This is a genomic window from Sphingobacterium suaedae, assembly GCF_042684625.1.
Classification (GTDB): domain Bacteria; phylum Bacteroidota; class Bacteroidia; order Sphingobacteriales; family Sphingobacteriaceae; genus Sphingobacterium; species Sphingobacterium suaedae.
The window spans coordinates 350,991-371,634 of the sequence record NZ_JBHULR010000001.1; the positions used below are offsets into that span (position 1 = coordinate 350,991).

Annotated in this window: 23 protein-coding genes; 14 read left to right on the top strand and 9 right to left on the bottom strand. The window is 42.5% G+C overall.

Annotation, left to right across the window (positions count from 1 at the left end):
• The first annotated feature begins 94 nt into the window (after window positions 1–94).
• A complete protein-coding gene (locus ACFSR5_RS01545; protein WP_380899994.1) occupies window positions 95–310 on the top strand; it encodes a hypothetical protein in 216 nt (71 codons plus the stop codon).
• Here ACFSR5_RS01545 and ACFSR5_RS01550 read toward each other — a convergent pair.
• On the bottom strand, window positions 307–1,227 hold the full coding sequence (locus ACFSR5_RS01550) for an NAD(P)/FAD-dependent oxidoreductase (protein WP_380899996.1): 921 nt from the start codon (window positions 1,225–1,227) through the stop codon (window positions 307–309). The two genes, ACFSR5_RS01545 and ACFSR5_RS01550, sit on opposite strands and share 4 nt — an antisense overlap.
• A 188-nt stretch (window positions 1,228–1,415) precedes the next feature.
• On the opposite strand from ACFSR5_RS01550, the gene ACFSR5_RS01555 reads away from it, so the two are divergent.
• Window positions 1,416–2,135: a ferritin-like domain-containing protein gene (locus ACFSR5_RS01555; protein ID WP_380899998.1), complete on the top strand. Its 720-nt coding sequence runs from the start codon at window positions 1,416–1,418 to the stop codon at window positions 2,133–2,135.
• A 21-nt stretch (window positions 2,136–2,156) separates the two neighbouring features.
• Window positions 2,157–2,984 carry a ferritin-like domain-containing protein gene (locus ACFSR5_RS01560; RefSeq protein WP_380900000.1) on the top strand — a complete coding sequence of 276 codons (828 nt, stop codon included), beginning with the start codon at window positions 2,157–2,159 and terminating at the stop codon, window positions 2,982–2,984.
• 83 nt (window positions 2,985–3,067) lie between these two features.
• On the opposite strand, the gene ACFSR5_RS01565 is transcribed toward ACFSR5_RS01560, so the two are convergent.
• Both ACFSR5_RS01565 and ACFSR5_RS01570 read right to left on the bottom strand, forming a co-directional pair.
• Window positions 3,068–3,874: an anti-sigma factor gene (locus ACFSR5_RS01565; protein ID WP_380900002.1), complete on the bottom strand. Its 807-nt coding sequence runs from the start codon at window positions 3,872–3,874 to the stop codon at window positions 3,068–3,070.
• Between the two features lie 2 nt (window positions 3,875–3,876).
• Window positions 3,877–4,443, bottom strand: coding sequence for an RNA polymerase sigma factor (locus tag ACFSR5_RS01570; RefSeq protein WP_380900004.1), 567 nt, complete (start codon window positions 4,441–4,443; stop codon window positions 3,877–3,879).
• A gap of 134 nt (window positions 4,444–4,577) precedes the next feature.
• On the opposite strand from ACFSR5_RS01570, the gene ACFSR5_RS01575 reads away from it, so the two are divergent.
• The 4 genes from ACFSR5_RS01575 (at window position 4,578) to ACFSR5_RS01590 (ending at window position 7,443) form a co-directional block, all read left to right on the top strand.
• Window positions 4,578–5,264, top strand: coding sequence for a MarR family winged helix-turn-helix transcriptional regulator (locus ACFSR5_RS01575; protein WP_380900006.1), 687 nt, complete (start codon window positions 4,578–4,580; stop codon window positions 5,262–5,264).
• On the top strand, window positions 5,261–5,782 hold the full coding sequence (locus ACFSR5_RS01580) for an SRPBCC family protein (RefSeq protein WP_380900008.1): 522 nt from the start codon (window positions 5,261–5,263) through the stop codon (window positions 5,780–5,782). The genes ACFSR5_RS01575 and ACFSR5_RS01580 overlap by 4 nt, the downstream gene beginning before the upstream one ends.
• Window positions 5,783–5,851: 69 nt before the next feature.
• The gene (locus ACFSR5_RS01585; protein WP_380900010.1) at window positions 5,852–6,100 is read left to right on the top strand and encodes a lipocalin family protein; all 249 of its coding nucleotides are present in this window, start codon (window positions 5,852–5,854) and stop codon (window positions 6,098–6,100) included.
• 41 nt (window positions 6,101–6,141) lie between these two features.
• Window positions 6,142–7,443, top strand: a complete 1,302-nt coding sequence (locus ACFSR5_RS01590) for a cryptochrome/photolyase family protein (RefSeq protein WP_380900012.1) — start codon at window positions 6,142–6,144, stop codon at window positions 7,441–7,443.
• A 51-nt stretch (window positions 7,444–7,494) separates the two neighbouring features.
• Here the strand turns inward: ACFSR5_RS01590 and ACFSR5_RS01595 are convergent, their stop codons facing one another.
• The 4 genes from ACFSR5_RS01595 to ACFSR5_RS01610 all read right to left on the bottom strand — a co-directional run bounded on the left by ACFSR5_RS01595 (window position 7,495) and on the right by ACFSR5_RS01610 (window position 10,065).
• Window positions 7,495–8,130 carry an NAD(P)H-dependent oxidoreductase gene (locus ACFSR5_RS01595; RefSeq protein ID WP_380900014.1) on the bottom strand — a complete coding sequence of 212 codons (636 nt, stop codon included), beginning with the start codon at window positions 8,128–8,130 and terminating at the stop codon, window positions 7,495–7,497.
• A 3-nt stretch (window positions 8,131–8,133) separates the two neighbouring features.
• Window positions 8,134–8,505 (bottom strand): DUF1304 domain-containing protein, encoded by a 372-nt coding sequence (locus ACFSR5_RS01600; RefSeq protein ID WP_380900016.1) that lies wholly within the window; start codon window positions 8,503–8,505, stop codon window positions 8,134–8,136.
• A 107-nt stretch (window positions 8,506–8,612) separates the two neighbouring features.
• Window positions 8,613–9,056 (bottom strand): MarR family winged helix-turn-helix transcriptional regulator, encoded by a 444-nt coding sequence (locus ACFSR5_RS01605; protein WP_380900018.1) that lies wholly within the window; start codon window positions 9,054–9,056, stop codon window positions 8,613–8,615.
• Window positions 9,057–9,339: 283 nt separating this feature from the next.
• Window positions 9,340–10,065: a TetR/AcrR family transcriptional regulator gene (locus ACFSR5_RS01610; RefSeq protein ID WP_380900020.1), complete on the bottom strand. Its 726-nt coding sequence runs from the start codon at window positions 10,063–10,065 to the stop codon at window positions 9,340–9,342.
• A 1,088-nt stretch (window positions 10,066–11,153) separates the two neighbouring features.
• Here ACFSR5_RS01610 and ACFSR5_RS01615 point away from each other — a divergent pair.
• A complete protein-coding gene (locus tag ACFSR5_RS01615; protein WP_380900022.1) occupies window positions 11,154–12,266 on the top strand; it encodes a glutaminyl-peptide cyclotransferase in 1,113 nt (370 codons plus the stop codon).
• On the opposite strand, the gene ACFSR5_RS01620 is transcribed toward ACFSR5_RS01615, so the two are convergent.
• Complete coding sequence (locus tag ACFSR5_RS01620; RefSeq protein WP_380900024.1) at window positions 12,263–13,573, bottom strand: MutS-related protein; 1,311 nt, start codon at window positions 13,571–13,573, stop codon at window positions 12,263–12,265. The two genes, ACFSR5_RS01615 and ACFSR5_RS01620, sit on opposite strands and share 4 nt — an antisense overlap.
• 378 nt (window positions 13,574–13,951) lie before the next feature.
• On the opposite strand from ACFSR5_RS01620, the gene ACFSR5_RS01625 reads away from it, so the two are divergent.
• From ACFSR5_RS01625 to ACFSR5_RS01645, 5 genes are all read left to right on the top strand, one after another.
• The gene (locus tag ACFSR5_RS01625; RefSeq protein WP_380900026.1) at window positions 13,952–14,812 is read left to right on the top strand and encodes a substrate-binding domain-containing protein; all 861 of its coding nucleotides are present in this window, start codon (window positions 13,952–13,954) and stop codon (window positions 14,810–14,812) included.
• Window positions 14,813–14,822: 10 nt separating this feature from the next.
• Window positions 14,823–15,713, top strand: coding sequence for a phosphate ABC transporter permease subunit PstC (pstC, locus tag ACFSR5_RS01630; protein WP_380900028.1), 891 nt, complete (start codon window positions 14,823–14,825; stop codon window positions 15,711–15,713).
• Window positions 15,703–16,560, top strand: coding sequence for a phosphate ABC transporter permease PstA (gene pstA / locus ACFSR5_RS01635; RefSeq protein WP_380900030.1), 858 nt, complete (start codon window positions 15,703–15,705; stop codon window positions 16,558–16,560). Before pstC ends, pstA begins: the two co-directional genes overlap by 11 nt.
• Entirely contained in the window at window positions 16,550–17,296 is a 747-nt protein-coding gene (pstB, locus tag ACFSR5_RS01640; protein WP_380900032.1) for a phosphate ABC transporter ATP-binding protein PstB, read from the top strand. Before pstA ends, pstB begins: the two co-directional genes overlap by 11 nt.
• A 184-nt stretch (window positions 17,297–17,480) precedes the next feature.
• Window positions 17,481–17,831, top strand: coding sequence for a hypothetical protein (locus ACFSR5_RS01645; RefSeq protein ID WP_380900034.1), 351 nt, complete (start codon window positions 17,481–17,483; stop codon window positions 17,829–17,831).
• 191 nt (window positions 17,832–18,022) lie between these two features.
• Here ACFSR5_RS01645 and ACFSR5_RS01650 read toward each other — a convergent pair whose 3' ends face one another.
• A complete protein-coding gene (locus ACFSR5_RS01650; RefSeq protein WP_380900036.1) occupies window positions 18,023–19,108 on the bottom strand; it encodes a mechanosensitive ion channel family protein in 1,086 nt (361 codons plus the stop codon).
• A gap of 156 nt (window positions 19,109–19,264) precedes the next feature.
• Between ACFSR5_RS01650 and ACFSR5_RS01655 the strand changes: the two genes are divergently transcribed.
• Entirely contained in the window at window positions 19,265–20,497 is a 1,233-nt protein-coding gene (locus ACFSR5_RS01655; protein ID WP_380900038.1) for a DEAD/DEAH box helicase, read from the top strand.
• The last annotated feature ends 147 nt before the right edge of the window (window positions 20,498–20,644 follow it).

A 20,644-nucleotide genomic window follows, 5' to 3' on the forward strand; every position in this document is an offset into this window, starting at 1 on the left:
AAGATCCACCTACGTATACCCGAAACATCGATGGACGGGTGTATCTATCGAGTACAAGAGGGTGCGCGACACACTCATAAAAGTGTATAAACACATGGCAGTCGAAAAGGTTTATGCACTTGACGTTCTGTCGTTTGAAACCGTTTCGAGATCCGTCAAATCGTGGCCGCAAAAAGCAAAAATATGGGAGAGGACGCACTTAACGGAAGTCATACTTGTCAGCGCCGATACGTGGGGCATCGATGATCATCGTCTAACGTTTAATCCTGCCGGGCCAGCAAACGGAGATGAGCAAACGTTAATTTGCTAAAAATTGTCTTGCACCAGTTCCATATTAGCCGCGGCACCTGCCAAATTGCCTGCAGCGACTGCATTTGCTACGGAGCGCATACCACTTGAGTTATCGCCACAGGCAAATACCCCGGGTACGTTCGTTTTTTGAAAGGCATCAATTTTAATGTGGCCCTGCTCAGTTTCCGTACATCCGAGTGTACGGTGTATATTACTATGTTGTTGAAAAGGAACAGCTGCATACAGAGCGTCCATTGTAAGATGGTCTGTGCCTTCTAAGACGAGTTGCCGAACATGCCCTTTTTCGTGTATAAGCGAAATGAGGGGAGCCTCGATAAGTGTGATATCGTGTTGGCGTAGTTTCTTTAATTGTTTTGCGTCTAGATTTGCTGTGCCGTTCGTAAGAAGTGTTAAATCAGCTGTTAGGTTCCGAACCAGTGAGACGAGGTGCATTGCGCGTTCACCATTTGCTAATATAGCTGTTTTTTTTCCGCGGAATTCATAACCATGACAGTAAGGGCAGTGAATAGCCGTAATTCCCCAACAGGCGTCAAAGCCCGGTATCGTTGGTAGGATATCCTTGATTCCTGTCGCTAAAATCAGTTTTTTTCCTTTAAAGTATTCCCCGTTTCTATCGGTCCGAACGACGAATATACCATGCTCCTGTGTGACGTTTTGGGCTCGTCCGCTCTCCCAGTACACTGTGGGATAGGCCAGCACTTGCGATTTTGCCGTCAACGCAATCTGCGCAGGTGTGGCACCATCTTGCGTCAAAAAATTGTGCGAGTGCGGTGTTTGCCTATTGCAAGGAAGTCCTTCGTCAATAATCAACACCTTGCGTTGCGAACGTCCGAGAGTCATTGCTGCGGATAATCCTGCAGCACTTCCTCCAATAATAATGACGTCATAGGTACCGTATTTTTCTTCATTTAACATATTGTTTTGGATTTTATTAACTCAAAAATAAGCAAACTATAAATTTTACTGCAATGTTGTTGCGTTTAAAAAATCGAATATGGCATTCTTTTGACGAAATGAAAAAATTGTTTATCGTATGAAATCCATTCTAAGAATTAAGTCGTAGATGTTCTAAAAAATGATTATAAACATTTAAAATTTAGGTTATGAAAGAGACAACCTCTACATCAGGAAGCTTCATTAAGGAGAGGGATCTACACGGAAGCGAGCGATTAGGCAGAAGGCATTTTCTGAAGGTCGCCGGAGTGGGTACTGCAGGAATAGCACTGCTCGGAATGATAGGCTGTGACAAAGACGGCGATGGGCCAGATATGGAAGGGGATGGATTGTATTTTGGCAGCGGAGACATTGCTATATTGAATTATGCATATGCTTTGGAACAATTGGAAGCGGCGTTTTATATCGAAGTTGCAAATAAGCCGTATGGCGGAATGAGTGATTGGGAAAAAATATTATTTATGGATATCCGGGATCATGAGATCGCTCATCGGGAGCTCTTTAAGGCAGCTTTGGGGAATAAGGCTATAGCTACTTTAGAGTTTAACCTTTCTGGCGTCAATTTTTCGAGTCGAGAAAGCGTGTTAGCAACAGCGAAAACGTTTGAAGATTTGGGCGTTTCGGCATATAACGGAGCAGGTTGGTTGATAAAAAATGAAGCTTATCTGCTATTAGCTGGTAAGATTGTGTCTGTTGAAGCGCGACATGCGGCGCTGGTGCGCGATCTTATTGACAATGGGACGTTTGCCAATGATGAAGTGATTGGTAACAATGGCTTGGATGTCGCCATGAGTCCTACCTTGGTCTTGCAGGCTGCAGCCCCCTTTGTTAAATCAAAAATAGACGTCCGCGACTTACCAACATATTAATTCATTTAAAATTACGTTGTTATGAACTTATTTGACATAGTTGACCAGATCACGCAGGTAGATCCAGAGTTTAATGAACGTGTGAACCCACGCCGAGAAGCCATCCGTAATATGATGTCTTTTGGTAAGAAGGTGTCACTGGTCGCAATGCCTTTTGTGCTAAGCGATCTTTTTAAACGTGCATACGGACAGACGCCAACAGACGTAAACGGTGTCTTAAATTATGCATTGACCCTCGAATACCTAGAAGCAGAATTTTATACAAAAGGAGCGGCCTCAGCAAATTTGGTGCCTTCGGGAAAACCCATGGGAGCCATTACGACAATCCGAGACCATGAAATTGCACATGTGGCGTTTCTGAAACAAGTTTTGGGAGACAAGGCCGTATCAAAACCAACCTTTGATTTTACGGCGGGCGGCGCTTTTCCCACGGTGTTTAGCAACTACGATACGTTTCTGGCCTTGGCCCAAGCTTTTGAAGATACTGGGGTTCGTGCATACAAAGGACAGGCTGGTTTGTTGAAAGGGAATAAAGTGGTTTTGACAGCTGCGCTTCAAATCCATTCGGCTGAAGCGAGGCACGCCTCGCATATCCGACAAATGCGAAGGGCAAGGGGTGGTGCAGCGGCAAGTCAGAAACCTTGGATCACGGGCGGAAATGACTCCGGCATAGGGGCTGCCGCGGATCCCATATATGCGGGTGAAGACAATAAAGTGCAAGCGGGTGTAGATATTACGAGTTTGAGCGGAGTTAATGGTAAGCTTCCTATAACGGCAGTAACGCAGGCGTTTGATGAGCCTTTGACCGCCACCGCCGTACTAGATATTGCGCAGCTTTTCATAAAGTAGAGGTAAGAAGTCGATAATCAAGACCCGTATCGGAAGATACGGGCTATTTTATAGATTGATGTTCGTTCTTACTAAAATAGTCGTTAGATGTTTCCCATCACGTACATCTCCGATAGGGTTGGTGTAGCGCTTCCACCTGCTTTTTCTAAGGTAATGGCAAAGGCTTGCGCTTTAGGGATGCGCTTCATTTCTAGCGGGGACTCTGTCGTTGTGATCGGTAGCATGCCTGCGTTGATGGGTTGTCCATCCACAATGGCCCACAGTTGATATTGTTTGCCGGAAGGCGCGGCGGGTAGATTGGTCGCGGCCAAGAAAACGTCGAATGTCCGCATATTCCATAAGACAACTACTTTACCGTCAGGAAATTTGTCTACGCCTTGTAGGGTAATAGTTCTGACTGATGGATGCTGTATTAGCTGCCAGCGTTCGTTTGCTGCGCGTAATTTTTTCTGTGCATGTTCTTGAATGGCGATAGCGCGCGCTGCGTTTTGTTGATCGTGCGCTCGCTGAACGAACAGCACGACGTTGGCACCTAAACTAAGGGCTAAAAGTACTGAAGCTGCAATCCATATCGGCTTTACATTTTTTGACGGTAGCTGTCGGATCGACTTTTCTTCCGGCAGTAAGTTTTCAGACGAAGTGGGGCCGTTCTCCAGTTCGGCAGCGGAGGAAGTAAGACGATTCCACAGGATCGCTTTTAAGGTATCGTCGGGTACAATCGCTTCTTGCGACGCCAATTCTTCTAAAAGCAATTGTGCATCGAGAATAGCTTGTTGCACTTCTGGGCTATTTTTGCGTACACATTCCAGGATGCTCACTTCCTCTTCGGTGGCAAGCCCCAAAACATACGATTCGATAATCCCGGACGATATGTATTCTTTAATATCCAACGTTATTGCGGCTCGTGTAATATTTCCCGTAAATGAAGTAGAGCTGATCGAACTCTTGTTTTTACCGTCCCTAGTGGTATGTTTAGATGATCCGCTATTTCTTGTTGCGAATATCCTTCATAGTAAGCCATTTCAATCAGTACTTTCCACTCCGGTTTCAGTTTTTCCAATATACTCTTGAATCCGATGTAATCGGATCTTTCAGCTTGTTCTGTTCTAGCAAAATTATGATTTTCTGAACTATTTACGACATCGGGAAGTGATTGGTTTTTTTGATCATTTTGTACGGCTTTAGATTTGATATAGTCAATGGCCGCGTGGCGGGCAATGTTAATCATCCAAGTATACAACCGGCCTCTTTCATGGCTGAATGATTCTATATGATTCCATATACTAACGAATACATTTTGTATAACTTCGTCTGCATAATTTTTGTGCAAAACGACACGAATAATTACGCCATATAAAGCTCCAGCATAGTGATCATAGAGATAATTGAATGCCCTTCGATCCTTTTTCTTGAGTAGATCGATCAACGTGTCTTCAGCTAAATAGTGTATTGGGCTCAATCAGTCTGTTTGTGTCTCAAATCTACCACAATATTTATACTAAACATCCTGCGTATTTTTACTGTATTTTGAGCACAAAGGTCGTTTTATATTTTAAAAATTTATTAATTGGTATATAATAATGCTAAATATACATGAGATATGAGCTGTTAAAAGACGTTATTACCCTCATTGAGGAATTTGAGTCGACTCGAAAAGAAGATGGCTGGACAGAGGACGTATTGGGTTTCAAAGGATGGCTATGTCGGCAACATAAGCGAGAAGAAGCTGCAGTCTCCCCTCCTGACTGGGAAGGAAAGGCGGAGGGCCGTAGCGCAGAAAGTGTCATTAGTACTATGTTAGTACATTTGAATCGATATGCGCGCATATATGCTAGGGCCGCAATGACGGGCTCGTCTTTCTCCACGCAGGAAGAGTTTATTTATCTAATAAACCTGAACGTTTTTGGACCGATGACCAAGATGGACTTGATCAAACGGAATATCCAAGACAAACCAACGGGCATGCAAATTATCAGTCGACTGATCAAACAAGGGTGGGTCAGTCAATCAAACTCAGAGGTTGACAGACGCAGCAAGGTAATATCAATCACGTTGACCGGGAAGAAAGCTTTGGAAGCACAAATGCCTAAGATACGACAGGCGACTCAAATTGTAGTGGGAAATTTATCGACCGGAGAGAAATTAGAACTTATACGGCTTTTAAGTAAATTGGATCGTTTTCACCACCCCATTTTCTTAGCGAACATGGATCAAGAGACATTATTAGACAGCGTGATGAAGCAGTATGGTTTGACGGAACAAAAAAAGAAAGATATATGAAGATTTATGTCTTGGAACGTACACAACATTTCAATTGTAGTATAGAGGAAGCATGGAGTTTTTTCACAGATCCGCACAATTTAGCGGCGATTACACCAGAGGACCTGAATTTTCGCATTCTGGGAGAATGGGATGGATTGTCCATTTATCGTGGAATGATTATAAACTATGATGTATCACCCTTGTTCGGTATCCGAATGCGGTGGCAAACAGAAATAACCCAAGTAGAATATCAGCGAAATTTCATTGATTATCAACGGAAAGGCCCATATCGATTTTGGGAGCACATACATGAGTTTGTGGCAGATGAAAAAGGCATTGTCATGAAAGATACGGTGCGTTATGCGCTGCCGTTCGGGTTTATTGGACGAATGGTTCATCGATGGATTGTACGAAAGCGTTTAAACAAAGTTTTTGACTACCGATACGCCGTGTTGGACGATTTACTTAATTATGAAGAATTGGATATCAATGAATTAGAACAAGACGATCAAACCACACGGAAATATGGCAAATAAGAAAAATAAACCAGGTTCCTGTGGATTTGTTTGATTGGGATCGTGTTTGTGGTATCATCATGTGCGACGATGCCACCGGGAGCTGTTCCAGTCCCGCCATTTGAATTAGATCGCTATTCCGATATGGCGGCTTTGGAGACCACTTTTCTGACACATTTTGATGCAGGCTATCATGTGATCGCATTGGCAGAGCAATATCGGTATGCGCTGGTTGCAGGAAAAGATTTGGATTATCTGAGGATAATGGCTCGTAAGCCTAAGATTCCGAAGGATGTCCGTGTCGCATTTCATGAGAAAGCAGAAGGGATTAGGGTATGATACGGATAGATTGGTATGGGTAAAACATTAGACGCTGTAATATGATAGAGAAATCTGTGGTCATTTTTTGGTTTAGACGTGATCTGCGCTTGGATGATAACCGGGGTTTGTGTCGAGCGTTGTCGCATGGAGGGAAGGTCTTGCCTTTATTTATATTTGATACGGACATCTTAGATGCATTAAATAGTAGAAAAGATCGACGACTGGTATATATACAACAAGCCTTGGTTAGATTACAAACAGAACTTCGGAAGCAAGGCAGTGACATCTGTGTTCGCCATGGTGTTCCAGAGATGATTTTTCGAGAACTGTTAAAGACTTATTGCATTAGTGCCGTCTATTGTAACGAAGATTATGAGCCGGAAGCAATACGTCGGGACAACGATGTACGCGAGATATTGGAAGAGCATGGAGTAACCTTTCATACCTATAAAGATCAAGTTATATTCGATGCCAGAGAGGTGCGAAAGGCTGATGGGAGTCCGTACTCTGTTTATACGCCTTATAGTCGACAATGGAGGGCAAAATTAAAGAAAGAAGATTACACAATGGAAGAACCGGACGTAGGGCAATTGCTTTCCATACACTTGGATCCCGTCCCGCCCTTATCTGCTGTAGGATTTTTGGAAACCGGAGACCGTTTTGACCAACCCACGCTGGATGAGCGCTTGATTAAAGATTATGATCGGTTTCGTGATTTCCCTGCTTTAGATCATACTACTCATCTAGGGGTAGCACTTCGTTTCGGTACGCTTTCTATCCGACGATGTGTTGCCGTCGCTCTGCAGCATAATGAGACCTGGCTAGGTGAACTAATCTGGCGCGAATTTTTTATGCAGATATTGTTTCATTATCCAGCGGTCGTAAATCGGTGTTTTAAAGAGAAATACGAACATGTTTCTTGGCGTAATAATGAATCCGAATTCTATCACTGGTGTACTGGAAATACTGGCTATCCTTTAGTAGACGCGGGTATGCGTCAATTGAATCAGACAGGATTTATGCATAACCGCGTACGCATGGTGGCAGCAAGTTTTTTAACCAAACATTTGCTGGTAGACTGGCGTTGGGGAGAGGCTTATTTTGCAGAGAAACTTTTGGATTACGAATTGGCATCCAATAACGGGAATTGGCAGTGGGCGGCTGGATGCGGTTGCGATGCCGCCCCCTATTTCCGTATTTTCAACCCACAAGAACAGACGAAGAAGTTTGACAAAGATCTACACTATATTAAACGATGGAATCCCGATTTCGAATCGCTATCGTGTCCCCCCCTTGTCGATCACGTTTATGCGCGGGAGCGCGCGCTGAAAGTTTACAGGGCTGCACTAGCCGACCGTTAATACACGTTTTGTCGTAGGTTTCCGATCGATCACATACCGATCGGAAACTCGTTAATCAAGGAATTTGACAAAGTCATTGATGTCGTTTCGTACCTTTTTCATGCTCGCCAACCAATCGTTGTCCGTATCGCGGTAGCCGATAGGTAGTAATAATACACTACGCAAGCCTTCTGTACGCAAATGAAGTAGTTCATCCAGTTCATGGTTGCTAAAACCTTCCATAGGTGTGGAGTCAATGCGCAATTCAGCGGCTTGCGCAATGGCTAGGCTAAATCCGATATACGCTTGTCTTGCTGTGTGTACGAAATTCTCGTCCTCAGTCTGTGGCAAATAAAGATTTTTGAGCTTATCGGTATAAGAGCTGAAACGTCCACGGGGCAGACCACGTTGATCTGTGGTTTTGTTGTAAATTTCATCGATGCGTTCCTCTGTATAGCGATCCCAAGCGGCAAATACCAAAACATGAGAAGCTTCGGCAACGATCTGTTGTCCAGCAGCAATAGGAACCATTTTGTCCTTGATGTCCTGATTAGTGATGACTAGTATGCGATATTGCTGAAGACCGGAGGAGGTAGGCGCCAAACGCGCCGCTTCGAGGATGGTACGTATATCTTTGTCAGAGACCTTTTTGCTCGGGTCATATTTTTTGGTGGCATAGCGCCAGGTTAAATCGTCTAATAAAGCCATGATTTAAAAGTTTGATAATAAAACAGATAATATTGCTAACAAGGCGGGTACAGCTTGTAGGAAAAATATTTTTTTTGAAACCGTTATCGCACCGTAAATTCCTGCGATAACAACGCAACTCAAGAAGAATAAGCGAATATGACTTGCCCATAAGACATCCGTTATTAAGAAAGACCAAATCAATCCAGTTGCCAAAAATCCGTTATAAAGTCCTTGATTTGCAGCCAGTTTTTTGGTTGGCTTGAATAACTCGTCGAGCAACGACCCTTTGAATGTCTTTTTGCCTTTGTTTTCCCAAGAGAACATTTCGATCCAAAGGATATAAAAATGTTCAATGGCGACGATTGCTGTCAGTACGGAAGCTACTGTTGTCATATGTTTATGCTAGATTAGAAACTTGAAGTTGCACATCGATATTTCCACGGATAGCAACCGTTTCTACCACCTCGGGCCATTAAAGAGGCTGTATAAAGTGTCTTCATTTATTGGATTTTTTGTAGTATTTTACATGAAATCTGTCGAAGCTGGTGCAGATCTCCCTCGTCGATCTTCAGTGCGTCAATCAATTGAGCGGGAATTTTAGCTGCGCTTTTTTGAAGAGCGATTCCTTCAGGGGTAAGGCTGACCTCAACGACACGCTCGTCTTGGGAAGAACGATTTCTGTTTAAAACGGCCTTCGCTTCCAGCCGTTTTAATAATGGGGTCAACGTGCCGCTATCTAAGTGCAGCTTTATGCCGAGCTGGTTCACCGTTTGTGGACCACGTTCCCATAGTACCATCAGCACCAAATATTGCGGGTAGGTTAGCCCAAGATCTTCTAGTAATGGACGGTAGGCATTGACGACTTCACGAGCCAGCGCATACAATGGAAAACACGCTTGATTTTCCAATTTTAATTGATCAGCTATCTCATTATTAGCATTCATGAAACAAAGATAACGCATTATTATATTGTGCACAATATAATTTTGTAATAGAAAAGTAAAACGTAGTGTAGAGAGAAAGATAGACTCTTACCAGTCGTAGTATTACAGCAGATACTAGCGGACACCGGATTTTACAAATAGATTGGACCGTTTAATTCTCGATCACGGTATAATTTAGTTAATCTCGCAACGTATCTGTAACGTTGGATATGATTGTTGAGAAGATGCTTACGAAAGAAAAAAGTTGCCTGCAATAGGGGCAACTTTTTTATAACATTCGTATTTACTTCTTCTTCGTTGCAGGCTTCTTTTCCTGCCCAGTTGCATCTTCAAAATCGCGATAAATTAGTCGTTCGATAGCTTTTTCAATACGCTCACGGCCTTCTTCCTCGTTGATATCGATACCTCCGATTGTACTACCGTTGTTTTTTGCATGCAATGTCAAGTAATAGATACCTCCTAAAATAATGGCCAATGTTGCTCGGATATCCACACCAGTGCCTTTGAATTTTGGATCAAGAAAATTGAGCAAATGATTGCCTACGTCCTCGCGATCGTCCGCTACTTTACGGAGCAATTTGCTCTTCATCCCCATTTCCCAATGTATAATGCGTTGAATGGATTTGTCTTTTAAAAAGGAGTCAAATTGTACTTGAAACACTTCGTTTGTTTCTGCAGGGCCAATTAGACTTGGGTTTTCGAGTAACTCCGATAGTTGCGTTTTGGATTTTGCTGACCAAAAATCTTTCTCCAAAATATACTCTTCAATGAGACCGTCTAAACTGCCAAAATATAAGTAAATAAGTTTTGGATTTAAACCAGACTCCTTCGCGATGTTGGTAATCGTTAAACCGGAATATGTGTATTTCTGTAATACTTTACCAACGGTAGCCACAAGTCTACGTTTTGTTTTTTCCTTATCCCGGATCGGTCCTGAAACAACTTTCCGCGGTTTTTTTACGGGAACGTTTTCAGATTGTTCTAGTACTTCATTTTTCTTTCGTGCCATGGTAGATAATACCTTCTTTTTTATATAGTGTTCGAGTGTAAAATTGCTTATTTCAATTGGAAATATCAATAGGTTCTTGAAAAAAAAATATAGATCTGATACTTAAAAATTAGGCATTTAGCCCGATAATAGGGCGTTTGCAGGTAATTTAATTCTTCTAATTTTTCCATGTTAAATTTTGTGAAAATCAGTATAAGGTGTGCAGTTGTAACCAAATTTTGTGTTCAAACATCTATCAACGTGTGAGATTATGGCTATTGCCTCAAAATGCGAGGGATTGTCTACACGTGTATGTGTACTAACACCTGAAATACCACTTTGGTTTTTTTCTGTACCGATTGAAAAATAACTTTGATCCAGAATGACGAAAAAATCCCTAACCGAGCTAGGTCAGGGAAAATTCATTAGTGGACGCGCGATTGTCAATGTAGGTTCGATGTATTAACCTTGTTTAATAGTTAAAACAATAAATAAAACAAAAGGCACGCAACATAAGAAGAGCAAACCTAGATATAAAAAGACATCCATGTAAGATAAGATGGTCGCCTGTTTCACCACCGAACCTTTCACGAGCTGTTGAACTTTGGATAGGGCTTCGTTGGGAGCAGAACCTTCGTTGAAGAAGGATGCTTGCATTGCTGTGATCCGTTGTTGCACCTCGAACAGTGTACGGTCGATATGGGAAATAAGGCCGACACAATGATGTTGGCTATCCCTCGAGATAAAGGTGGTAATCAAAGCGATGCCGAAAAATCAACCAAGTTGACGGCTCAATTGCCAAAATTGACAACTGAAGATTGCTTCAATGTATTAGTATCGTTAAGGAAGGTAGACCATTTACACATATCGGTGAAAGTGTGTTAGGTTTTGGCATCTAGTTCATTCCGAGTTCATCAGCATGCATTAATTGCAGCTGTGCGCTTTTTGTATGGATTTCGCCTGGCGTAGATTAATCAAATGAACCGTAATTTCCTCAAAAGGGGCGTCCCGCAGATGAACTGAGTGTTTCGAATACGTTCTTCTCAAGCAGTCTATTTCTTCGGCCTAATTGCGACGTAAAATAAAAGAAAATCGGTATACTTGTCCGCATGAAATTAAATAACATCAAACAGAATCGTTACATAGTTCTCTCGTTAGTTGTTCTTCTCGGTGTTGGATGTAAAGAAAAAATTAAAAAACAAGACCATGTTTTACCCGATACAACAAAGCCATCCTTCGCGATCGACGCGACCGATTTAAAACAGCGTTATACACCGAATGAGATATTGATGCTACGGCTACGCGATGACGCAAATCGACCTATCGATTCGGTAATTTACTATGTGAATGAACGAGAAATTGCGAAGGTGCGTGGGAACGATTCTGTTCGCTACGTATTATCTGATGGGAAATTTGGCATTCAGATTCTAAAAGCTATTGTGTACAGTGATGGTGAGATAGAAGAGGATGCTGTTCGGGTAGATTTCTTACCATCTACCGAACCACAATTGCGTAGTTATAAGCTAATCAATACCTATCCGCACGATAGCAGGGCGTATACCCAAGGTCTGGAATTTTATAGAGAACATCTGATAGAAAGCACAGGAAATGGAGAGGGACCTTCGGGCAATAAAGGGATATCGAGTGTACGCATCGTAAATGCCACGACAGGGGAGATCATAAAAAAACTTGAACTAGACGATGCGATCTTTGGAGAGGGCGCGACCGTATTAGGTGATAAATTATATCAATTGACATATAAAAACAATGAGGCGTATGTGTATGATATCCGTACCTTGGAAAAAGTTCAAACGCTACCTTATTTTCAATATATGGAAGGTTGGGGGTTGACCAACGACGGAAATAAATTGTATATGTCTGACGGTTCTGAAAATATTTATTTGCTCCATCCGTCAGATTTTTCCAAAGCTGATTACCTGCGTGTAGCGACCAATAAAAACATCGTTCCTGCGGTTAATGAACTTGAATGGGTAAACGGTAAAATTTATGCAAATTTTTATGGAGAAGATCTGATCGGCGTGATCGATCCAAGGACGGGCGCAGTCGAAGCATTAGTTGACCTGTCTGCGTTACGGGAACAGGTGACGCCACATGTTGACTTGGATGTTCTGAACGGGATTGCGTACCGAAAAAAAACAGACACGTTTTTCGTGACCGGAAAAAATTGGGACAAAATGTTTGAAATTCAAATTGAGCCTTAGTCTACCAAGTTTGTGCGGTTGAACGGGTCTTGCGGTTTAGTTAACAGCATTTCTGTGAGTCCTTCCAAGCGGAAAAGAATCTGCCCAATTTTCAAATCAGACCATCCTTTTTTTAATTGATACGTAAAACGTGGCACATCTTGCTGTACGTCACAATCAAGATACCATGTTTCCACTTCATGCCTTTGCACTTCAACGGCTTCTTTCAGTTCGTGAATATGCGTAGTTATGAAAAATAAGCTTGTCTGAAAACCCATCAAGCCTTGTATAGTTATTTTGCTGATTTGTGCTGCATCTTCCATATTTGTCCCTTTAAATAGTTCGTCAAATATGGCGAAACAAGCTTCTCCCTTTTGTGCATGTAAGACTACTTCTTTTAGTCGCTTGATTTCCATCATGAAGTGACTATATCCGCTAGCCAAATCGTCGTTATGATCTATCATGATGGAGAAATGGTTAAAGAACGGTATTATTGCACTTTTTGCAGGTATGGCTAGGCCAAGATGAGCTAGAAATACGCATAAGCTCACCGTTTTTAATAATGTAGATTTTCCAGACATGTTCGCGCCCGTAATCAGTATAACCTGTTTCTCTGTGTAAAAGTTAGCAGCCACTGGCGATTCGATATATGGGTGATACGCCTGTTGGACGTTCAACTGACGACCACCTACTTTCGGAAAAACAAAGCCATTTTTATGGATGCCAATGGCTAGAGACATGTACACTTCGAACTGCTGAAGAGCGTTAAAAAAACGTTCGGTTTGTTTGTTTTTTTGTCGTTTAACGAGTAATTCAATGAACGACATAACCTGTCGTAAACCGAATCGGCCTTTTCCTATACTTTTCATAAAAGTAGACAAGTTGAATGCATCGAGAAATTGACAAAGGAATACAAGTTCTTTCTGATAAGACGTGGGAAATGCTTGGATATCAATATCGTCTAATAGTTTGTGTTTTAAGTGATAGAAGAATGTGCATACGTGTATCAGATCCCCAAGGATTCGGTTGCGGAATGTTCCTGAGCTATAATATCGAACAATGTCTCGACTACGGTAGATATGTAAATCCGGATGGAATACAATTTGGTAGGTATCGTAAAAATCCGTAGCCGAGTAAGAGAAGGTGTCAAATAGCGCTTTATTGCTAATAAATCCTTTCAAGATAAGTTGTCGGTATTCTATTTGGTCGAGTGTCGTAGCAGGGATTTCGAACCACTTTTCCAACACGTTTTTCGACATTTGGTTAAATGTGTAATCAAAAAGCGGAACAATGTGTTCCCGTATATATAAGTCTCGTGTATTGGTCATAAAAAAAGGTATATATGATACACAAGTTAAAAAAAATGAAAAGCCATTGTGTCCGCTTTAAGTTTTTTTAACAATTCGTGGGCAGCTTCACTATAAAAAACATGCGATGGTTTACCATTGCCATCTCTTGGGTATGTGTACGGTGTCCGTTACATCCGCATGCCGATGATAATGCGTAAACGGCATGTATACCGGATTAAGCCATGCACATCTCATGGAAGCAAAATCGCCTTACGTTCACGGGACTATAGGATGCGGCGTTAGAACCCGTTGAGATTCTATTCCATCTATTTTCGGAAGTATAGCAAACAAATTGCTTTAACAGGAGTTTAATAGTTAGCTAATGATTTAGTCATCTGAAAGATAGACTTTTGTACCATGAATAGTAAGCTTAGCTTTTATCTGCGGATAATGGCTGGTCTTTTCGGACTTTTTTTTGGCGCGGGATGTAGCCCAACTAGCGAATCCATCAAAATGAAGGGCTCGGATACCGAGGTTAACCTCGCCGTCAATTTAGCGGAGAAGTTTACCAAGCAGGATCCTGATTTTAATATTGCGATTTCAGGCGGAGGATCAGGACTAGGAATTACTTCTTTGCTGAATGGGCAAGCCGATATTGCCAATTCTTCACGACCTCTTTCTGCAGAAGAAATAGAACAGTTTAAACAGAAAAAAATAGCAATCCGGACGGTCGTATTCGCGGAAGATGCAACGGCTTTTATCGTTCATCGGGATCTTCCGCTGGAGGAGATTGATCTCGAAACATTAGGAAAAGTACTAAGCGGTCAGCTGAGAAATTGGTCCGAGATAACATCTGTCAATTTACCTATTAACATCTATGGGCGTCAAAGCAGCTCGGGCACACATTCGTTTGTGAAGAAAAAGCTGGCAATTGAATTTTCCACAGCAGCAAAAGAGATGACCGGGAATGCACAGATCATCGAGGGAGTTAAGGCCGATCGTTCCGGCATTGGCTATGTCGGAGCAGGATACGTAGCACACGATCCCCATGCTGTACAATACATTAAAATATTGAAAATCAAGGAGACAAAGGCGGGGGCAGCTGTGTCGCCTGTTGATCCGGGAGCGATAAAACAACGATTGTATTTCTTTCAGCGACCACTTTATCAGTACGTACTTTCATCATCTTGGGAGAAAGTTGCACCTTTTATACAATTCGAAAAAGGTGCAATAGGACAATCCGTTATCGAAGCACACGGCTATTACCTGATTAATTAATCTATCGCTCATGAAACTTAAAACGCGCCTTTCCATTGATGTTTGCTTTAAATATATATTTAAAGTTACCGGACTACTTGTTTTGCTTCTTTTAGGCGCGATATTGTTCATGTTGATCTATAATTCCATCTCTTTTTTTCTGGATGTCAGGCCTATTGATTTTATCACAGGACTGGAATGGAATCCCACTGGCGATACACCGAAATACGGTATCTTACCGTTGATTATCAGTACAACACTTGTCACGATGGGCGCGATGGCTATTGCTATTCCTTTGGGGATAGGAACAGCCGCGTTTATTGCTGAATATGCCAGTCCACGGTTAAAAAACATGTTGAAACCCATCATTGAAATGTTAGCTGCGATTCCCTCAGTCGTTATCGGCTTTTTAGGTATTGTTGTTGTCGGGCCGGGTATAGCGAACTTGGCCGATTTGCAAAACGGCCTCAACGCATTGAACGGTGCTATTTTGTTAGCGGTTATGGCTTTGCCGACGATAATAACAGTGGCCGAGGACGCGATTCACGCTGTACCGAAAACCTATAAGGAAGCGAGTTACGGCGTAGGAGCGACTAAATGGCAAACATTACGAAAAATAGTTATCCCAGCGGCTGCACCAGGCATTATAGCAGCAGTCATGCTCGGTGTTGGGCGTGCTATTGGCGAGACCATGACGGTGCTGATGGCCACAGGCAATGCTGCGTTGCTGCCAACAGGGATGTTTGCTTCTGTGAAAACCATGACAGCAACCATTGCTATCGAGATGGGTGAAGTGCCCTATCAGACTACGCATTATTATGCGCTTTATGCTATTGCGACAGTGCTTTTCTTTATGACATTGTTAGCGAATATCTTGGGAGAATATTTTATTAATAGGTTTAGAAAATACCATGCGGTTTAGAGCTGAAAGAATAACGACGATTGTCGAATGGGGGACGCTGTTACTGAGCACAGGACTAGTCTGTTTTTTTCTGGTTATTATTTTGTGGGAAATTGTTTCCAAAGGTGCAGCAGTTATCAGTGCGGAGTTTGTTTTGCAAGTTCCTAAAGAGGGGATGACCGCGGGAGGGATACTAACACCGATTATCGGTACAGTGTTACTTACCTTGCTAACAGCGCTCTTCGCAATTCCATTTGGCGTGTGTTGCGCAGTCTATCTGCAGGAGTATGCTTCAAATAACTGGTTTACGCGAACCATTAGGGCTTCTATTCGAAATTTGTCTGGCGTACCATCAATCATTTATGGACTGTTTGGTCTAGCTCTTTTTGTTCAGGGATTGCAATTCGGAACGTCGTTACTAGCTGCAGGCTTAACGTTAGGATTACTGTCGTTGCCTTACATTATCACGACCGCCGAAGAAGCGTTGATGCGTATCCCGAACAGCATGCGGGAAGCCGCGTTGGCTGTAGGCGCTACCAAATTTGAAACTATTCGAGATGTTGTACTACCCTCCTCCATGTCGGGTATACTGACGGGTGTGGTATTGACCTTATCACGCGCAGCTGGCGAGACTGCCCCGATTTTATTCACGGGGGCGGCTTTTTATATTAATCAAACGCGAGCTTCCGTCAATCAAGAATTTATGGCCTTACCCTATCACTTATATATGTTATCCACGCAACATCAGTCCATCGACGCCGTCCGTCCCATTGCGTACGGTACTGCCTTGGTGTTGGTGTTCGTTGTATTTGTGTTAAATCTTGCCGCATTTTATATTCGGTATACGTATAGAAAAAATGAAAATTAAACTGTCCGCAGAAAATTTAAATATCAGTTTTGGCTCGAAGGATGTCCTCAAAAATATTAATGTTTCTTTTGCAGAGCACGAGGTGACAGCGCTGATAGGTCCCTCTGGTTGCGGCAAGAGTACGCTTCTTCGCAGTTTCAACAGAATGCATGATCTGTCCGCTGATGCGAAGATTTCCGGAACACTCAAATTAGACGGTTTGGATCTCTACGGTAGCGAAACTCGAGTCACACAGGTGCGCAAACGCATTGGTATGGTATTTCAAAAAGCGAATCCATTTGCAAAAAGTATTTATGATAATATTACCTACGGGCTGAAAATAAATGATTTGCCCCATGGTAAAAATGTTGTAGAGAAGGCTTTGCAGGAGGCCTTTTTGTGGGATGAAGTTAAGAATGATCTGAATATGCCGGCAACACGTCTATCAGGTGGACAGCAACAGCGTTTATGTATCGCGCGAGCCGTGGCTTTACGGCCGGAAATTATCTTAATGGATGAACCCTGTTCTGCCTTAGACCCGATCAGCACGCTTAAGATTGAGGAACTAATCGTTCATCTTAAAAAAAGATATACAATCGTTATTGTTACTCACAATATGCAACAGGCGCAACGTGTAGCCGATAAAACGGTATTTATGTATTTAGGTGAAATTAAGGAAGAAGGCCCGACCCAGCAGCTATTCCATTATCCCAAAGAAGAAATGACCGCGCGGTATGTCAATGGTCAATTCGGTTAGCGGAATAAATGTTTCCATTAGGTTTCGCTAATTTCTGTATTTTGTTGATTATCAATAAGATTATGTTAAAGGATGTTAAAATGTAACAAAATAGATACGTTTGGTGAACTTTTTGAAGAAATTGATTGTTGACTTAGAAAAAAGATTATTCAACACCATATTTGTTCACTAAAAAGATCGAACTATGAAAAAGTTAATTTTAACGGGGTTAAGCTTTTTATTTGCGCTTAGCCTGACCTTTGCACAGCAAGGTACGCCAGAAGAAAAAGCGAAAGAAACAGTGGCCACATTGACGGAAAAACTGACGTTGACAGATGCACAGCAGACCGCTATCTATGACATCGTCTTAGAACATAAAAAAGCGAAATGGGCGCTAAAGTCGGATACCACCATAACACCCGATGCCGCTAAAGAGCAAGCTGCGAGCTTAAAAGCGACGGCAGATGCAAAAATAGCGGAACAATTGACGGAAGAACAAAAACCAGTGTATACGAAATGGGTGGAAGAGCGTGACGCAAAGAAAGAACAACAATAGTGCGAGCTGGATGATCCAGACTTGTATAGTGTTTCATCCCCGTCGTTCAACGACGGGGATTCTTTATACCATGGGCATGATGCTTCACGGTAGATCTATTTGGTCAGGATAGACTGGAATGCCATATCAAGGCGTTAGCTTCTTTCTCTATAATTCGCAGATTGCCGTCTTGGCCCGAAAGTGAGGCCAATTTAAGTTCGAGCGGTTTGAACGTTTGAACTTAGCTGAATGCGTGTCAGCGATAGACTTTCTGGATAAGTTGTGCGGATGTAGTCGATCATCTGCTCCCGAATAAAGCAGCGCAAATCAAAGGCTTGTCCGGCGTTGCGACAGCTCACCAAACAACGTATTTCCATGGTATGCTCCCGTAGGTCCGTAACTTGCAGCACACTGACTTTTCCGTCCCACAATGGATGCCCCTCAACCAATGTCATAAACTTTTGCCGCAATTCATTTACAGGGATATTGAAGTCGATATAAATAAAGACCGTGCCCAATATTTCCGCCGTCGTACGCGTCCAATTTTGGAACGGCTTTTCTATAAAATAGTTAATCGGAAGCACCAGACGGCGTTTGTCCCAAATGTTGACAACAACGTAAGTCAGGTTGATTTCCTCAACTTTTCCCCATTCGCCTTCGACAACCAGCACATCATCCATACGGATCGGTTGCGTAAAGGCTATTTGAAATCCGGCGAGCAAATTGCCCAACGATTTTTGCGCAGCAAATCCAATGATTATACCGCCCACGCCGACCCCAGTTAAGAGCCCCGCACCAATCTTTCGCATATTCTCAAAGCTGAGTAGGATAATGGCAAGTGTGACGAGGACAATAATTGTAATGAGGAGTTTTCGGATAAACACGATTTGTGTTCGCACTTTTCGCTCGCGGAGGTTATTCTCCTTATTTACATCAAAGCGATGGTAGAGATAATCTTCGAATACCTTGATCGAGCGGATAATCAATAAGGCAAACATGCCAATAAGCAGTATCTCCACAATCTTACTAACTGTGACGGACGTTGGTGGATTAAACCGAGTTAAAGGCAACATGCTGTTGAAAACAACTAACGGTATAAAAACACTGATAACTTTATTGAAATGTCTGATAAATGAACGAAATAACGAATAGGACGATTGTGCAATGGCCTGCTTTCTGACTAACGGAATACAGATAATCTTAATGAGAATACCCAACAGGCATGAAAAAACGATAACTACGATATTCCATACCCAGCCGGGCATTTCTTCGGACAATCTGATGAGTTCTTCGGTCATAGTATACTGTGTGTTTTTTTGTTTATAAAGGAACGGTCAGCTCGTGGCAACGTTTTTAAAAATGTAGATTTGCTCGTTGACGATCTTATTTGTACGGAATAAGTTGTAAATGTTGGATTATTGCCTTACTTTTAAGAAAAAACGAATTAGAAGACATTGAAATTTACTGAGTTTGGTTTCTCTTCGACACTTGAAGAGGGACTCGATAGCATGGGGTTTGAAGAGGCTACCCCTATACAAGAACACGCTATACCTGTCATATTACAACAAAAAGACCTCATTGCCTGCGCTCAAACTGGTACGGGAAAAACGGCATCTTACCTATTGCCTATACTCAATCGGATTGCAAATAATCCGCAAGAACGCATAAATAGTTTGATTTTAGTGCCCACGCGTGAGCTTGCTTTACAAATTGATCAGCAGATCATGGGGTTTGGGTATTTTACCGGGGCCACCTCTATATGTGTTTATGGAGGAGGAGATGGTATAGGATACGAACAACAGAAGCGAGCAATTCGTGATGGCGTGAATATTATCGTTGCAACGCCTGGTCGGCTCATCGCACACATCTCGTCGGGTAAGTTCAATTTCAGTGATTTGGAGACCTTGGTTTTGGATGAAGCTGACCGTATGTTAGATATGGGTTTTCTCGATGACTTGATGCGAATCATCAGCTACCTGCCGAAAAAAAGACAAAGCCTGTTATTTTCAGCGACAATGCCGCCTAAGATCCGAACGCTAGCGAAGAAGATTCTCCATGATCCGGCGGAAATTAACGTAGCCATATCTAAGCCCTCCGAAGGGATAGATCAGCAGGCTTACGTGGTTTACGATGAACAAAAAATTAAGTTGATTAAGCACATCTTAAGCAATCCTGTTTTTGAAAGCACCATTATTTTCGCTTCTAAAAAAGAGATCGTAAAGCGATTAACACGCGAACTAGTGAAAATGGGCGTGGTAGCAGAAGGATTCCACTCGGATTTAGAGCAAGTGCAACGCGAGGAAATCATGAACCGTTTTAAAGCTAGAAGAGTTGCTGTCTTGGTGGGAACGGACGTTATCTCCCGGGGCATCGATATTGTCGGAATAAGTTTGGTCGTGAACTATGATGTCCCGCCGGACCCGGAGGATTATGTGCACCGTATCGGGCGAACGGCTCGCGCTGCCACCACAGGTACAGCCATCACGTTCATTAATGATAAAGATCAGAATAAATTTGCTCGTATTGAACGACTCATCGAAAAAGAAGTGCCAAAACATGCATTGCCTGATGGCTTTGGTGAGGGACCCGCTTATACACCCAATGCCAAAAGCAAAAAGAAACGATCCGGAAACAAAAATAAGAAAAAGCGTCATCCTAAAGCCTCAATGCCGAAGCCAGAAGGGTAACCCGTCTATCGAAACTCCTGATAAGCGTCTGTAAGTACTCTCGTCGATTATATGTAGCATTGTTTGCTGCTGAGGCCATGGATCAAGTTTTGGAACTTCGCTTTTGGTTAAGGGGGCAAACAATCCATTCGTTCCTGCGTTTAGATA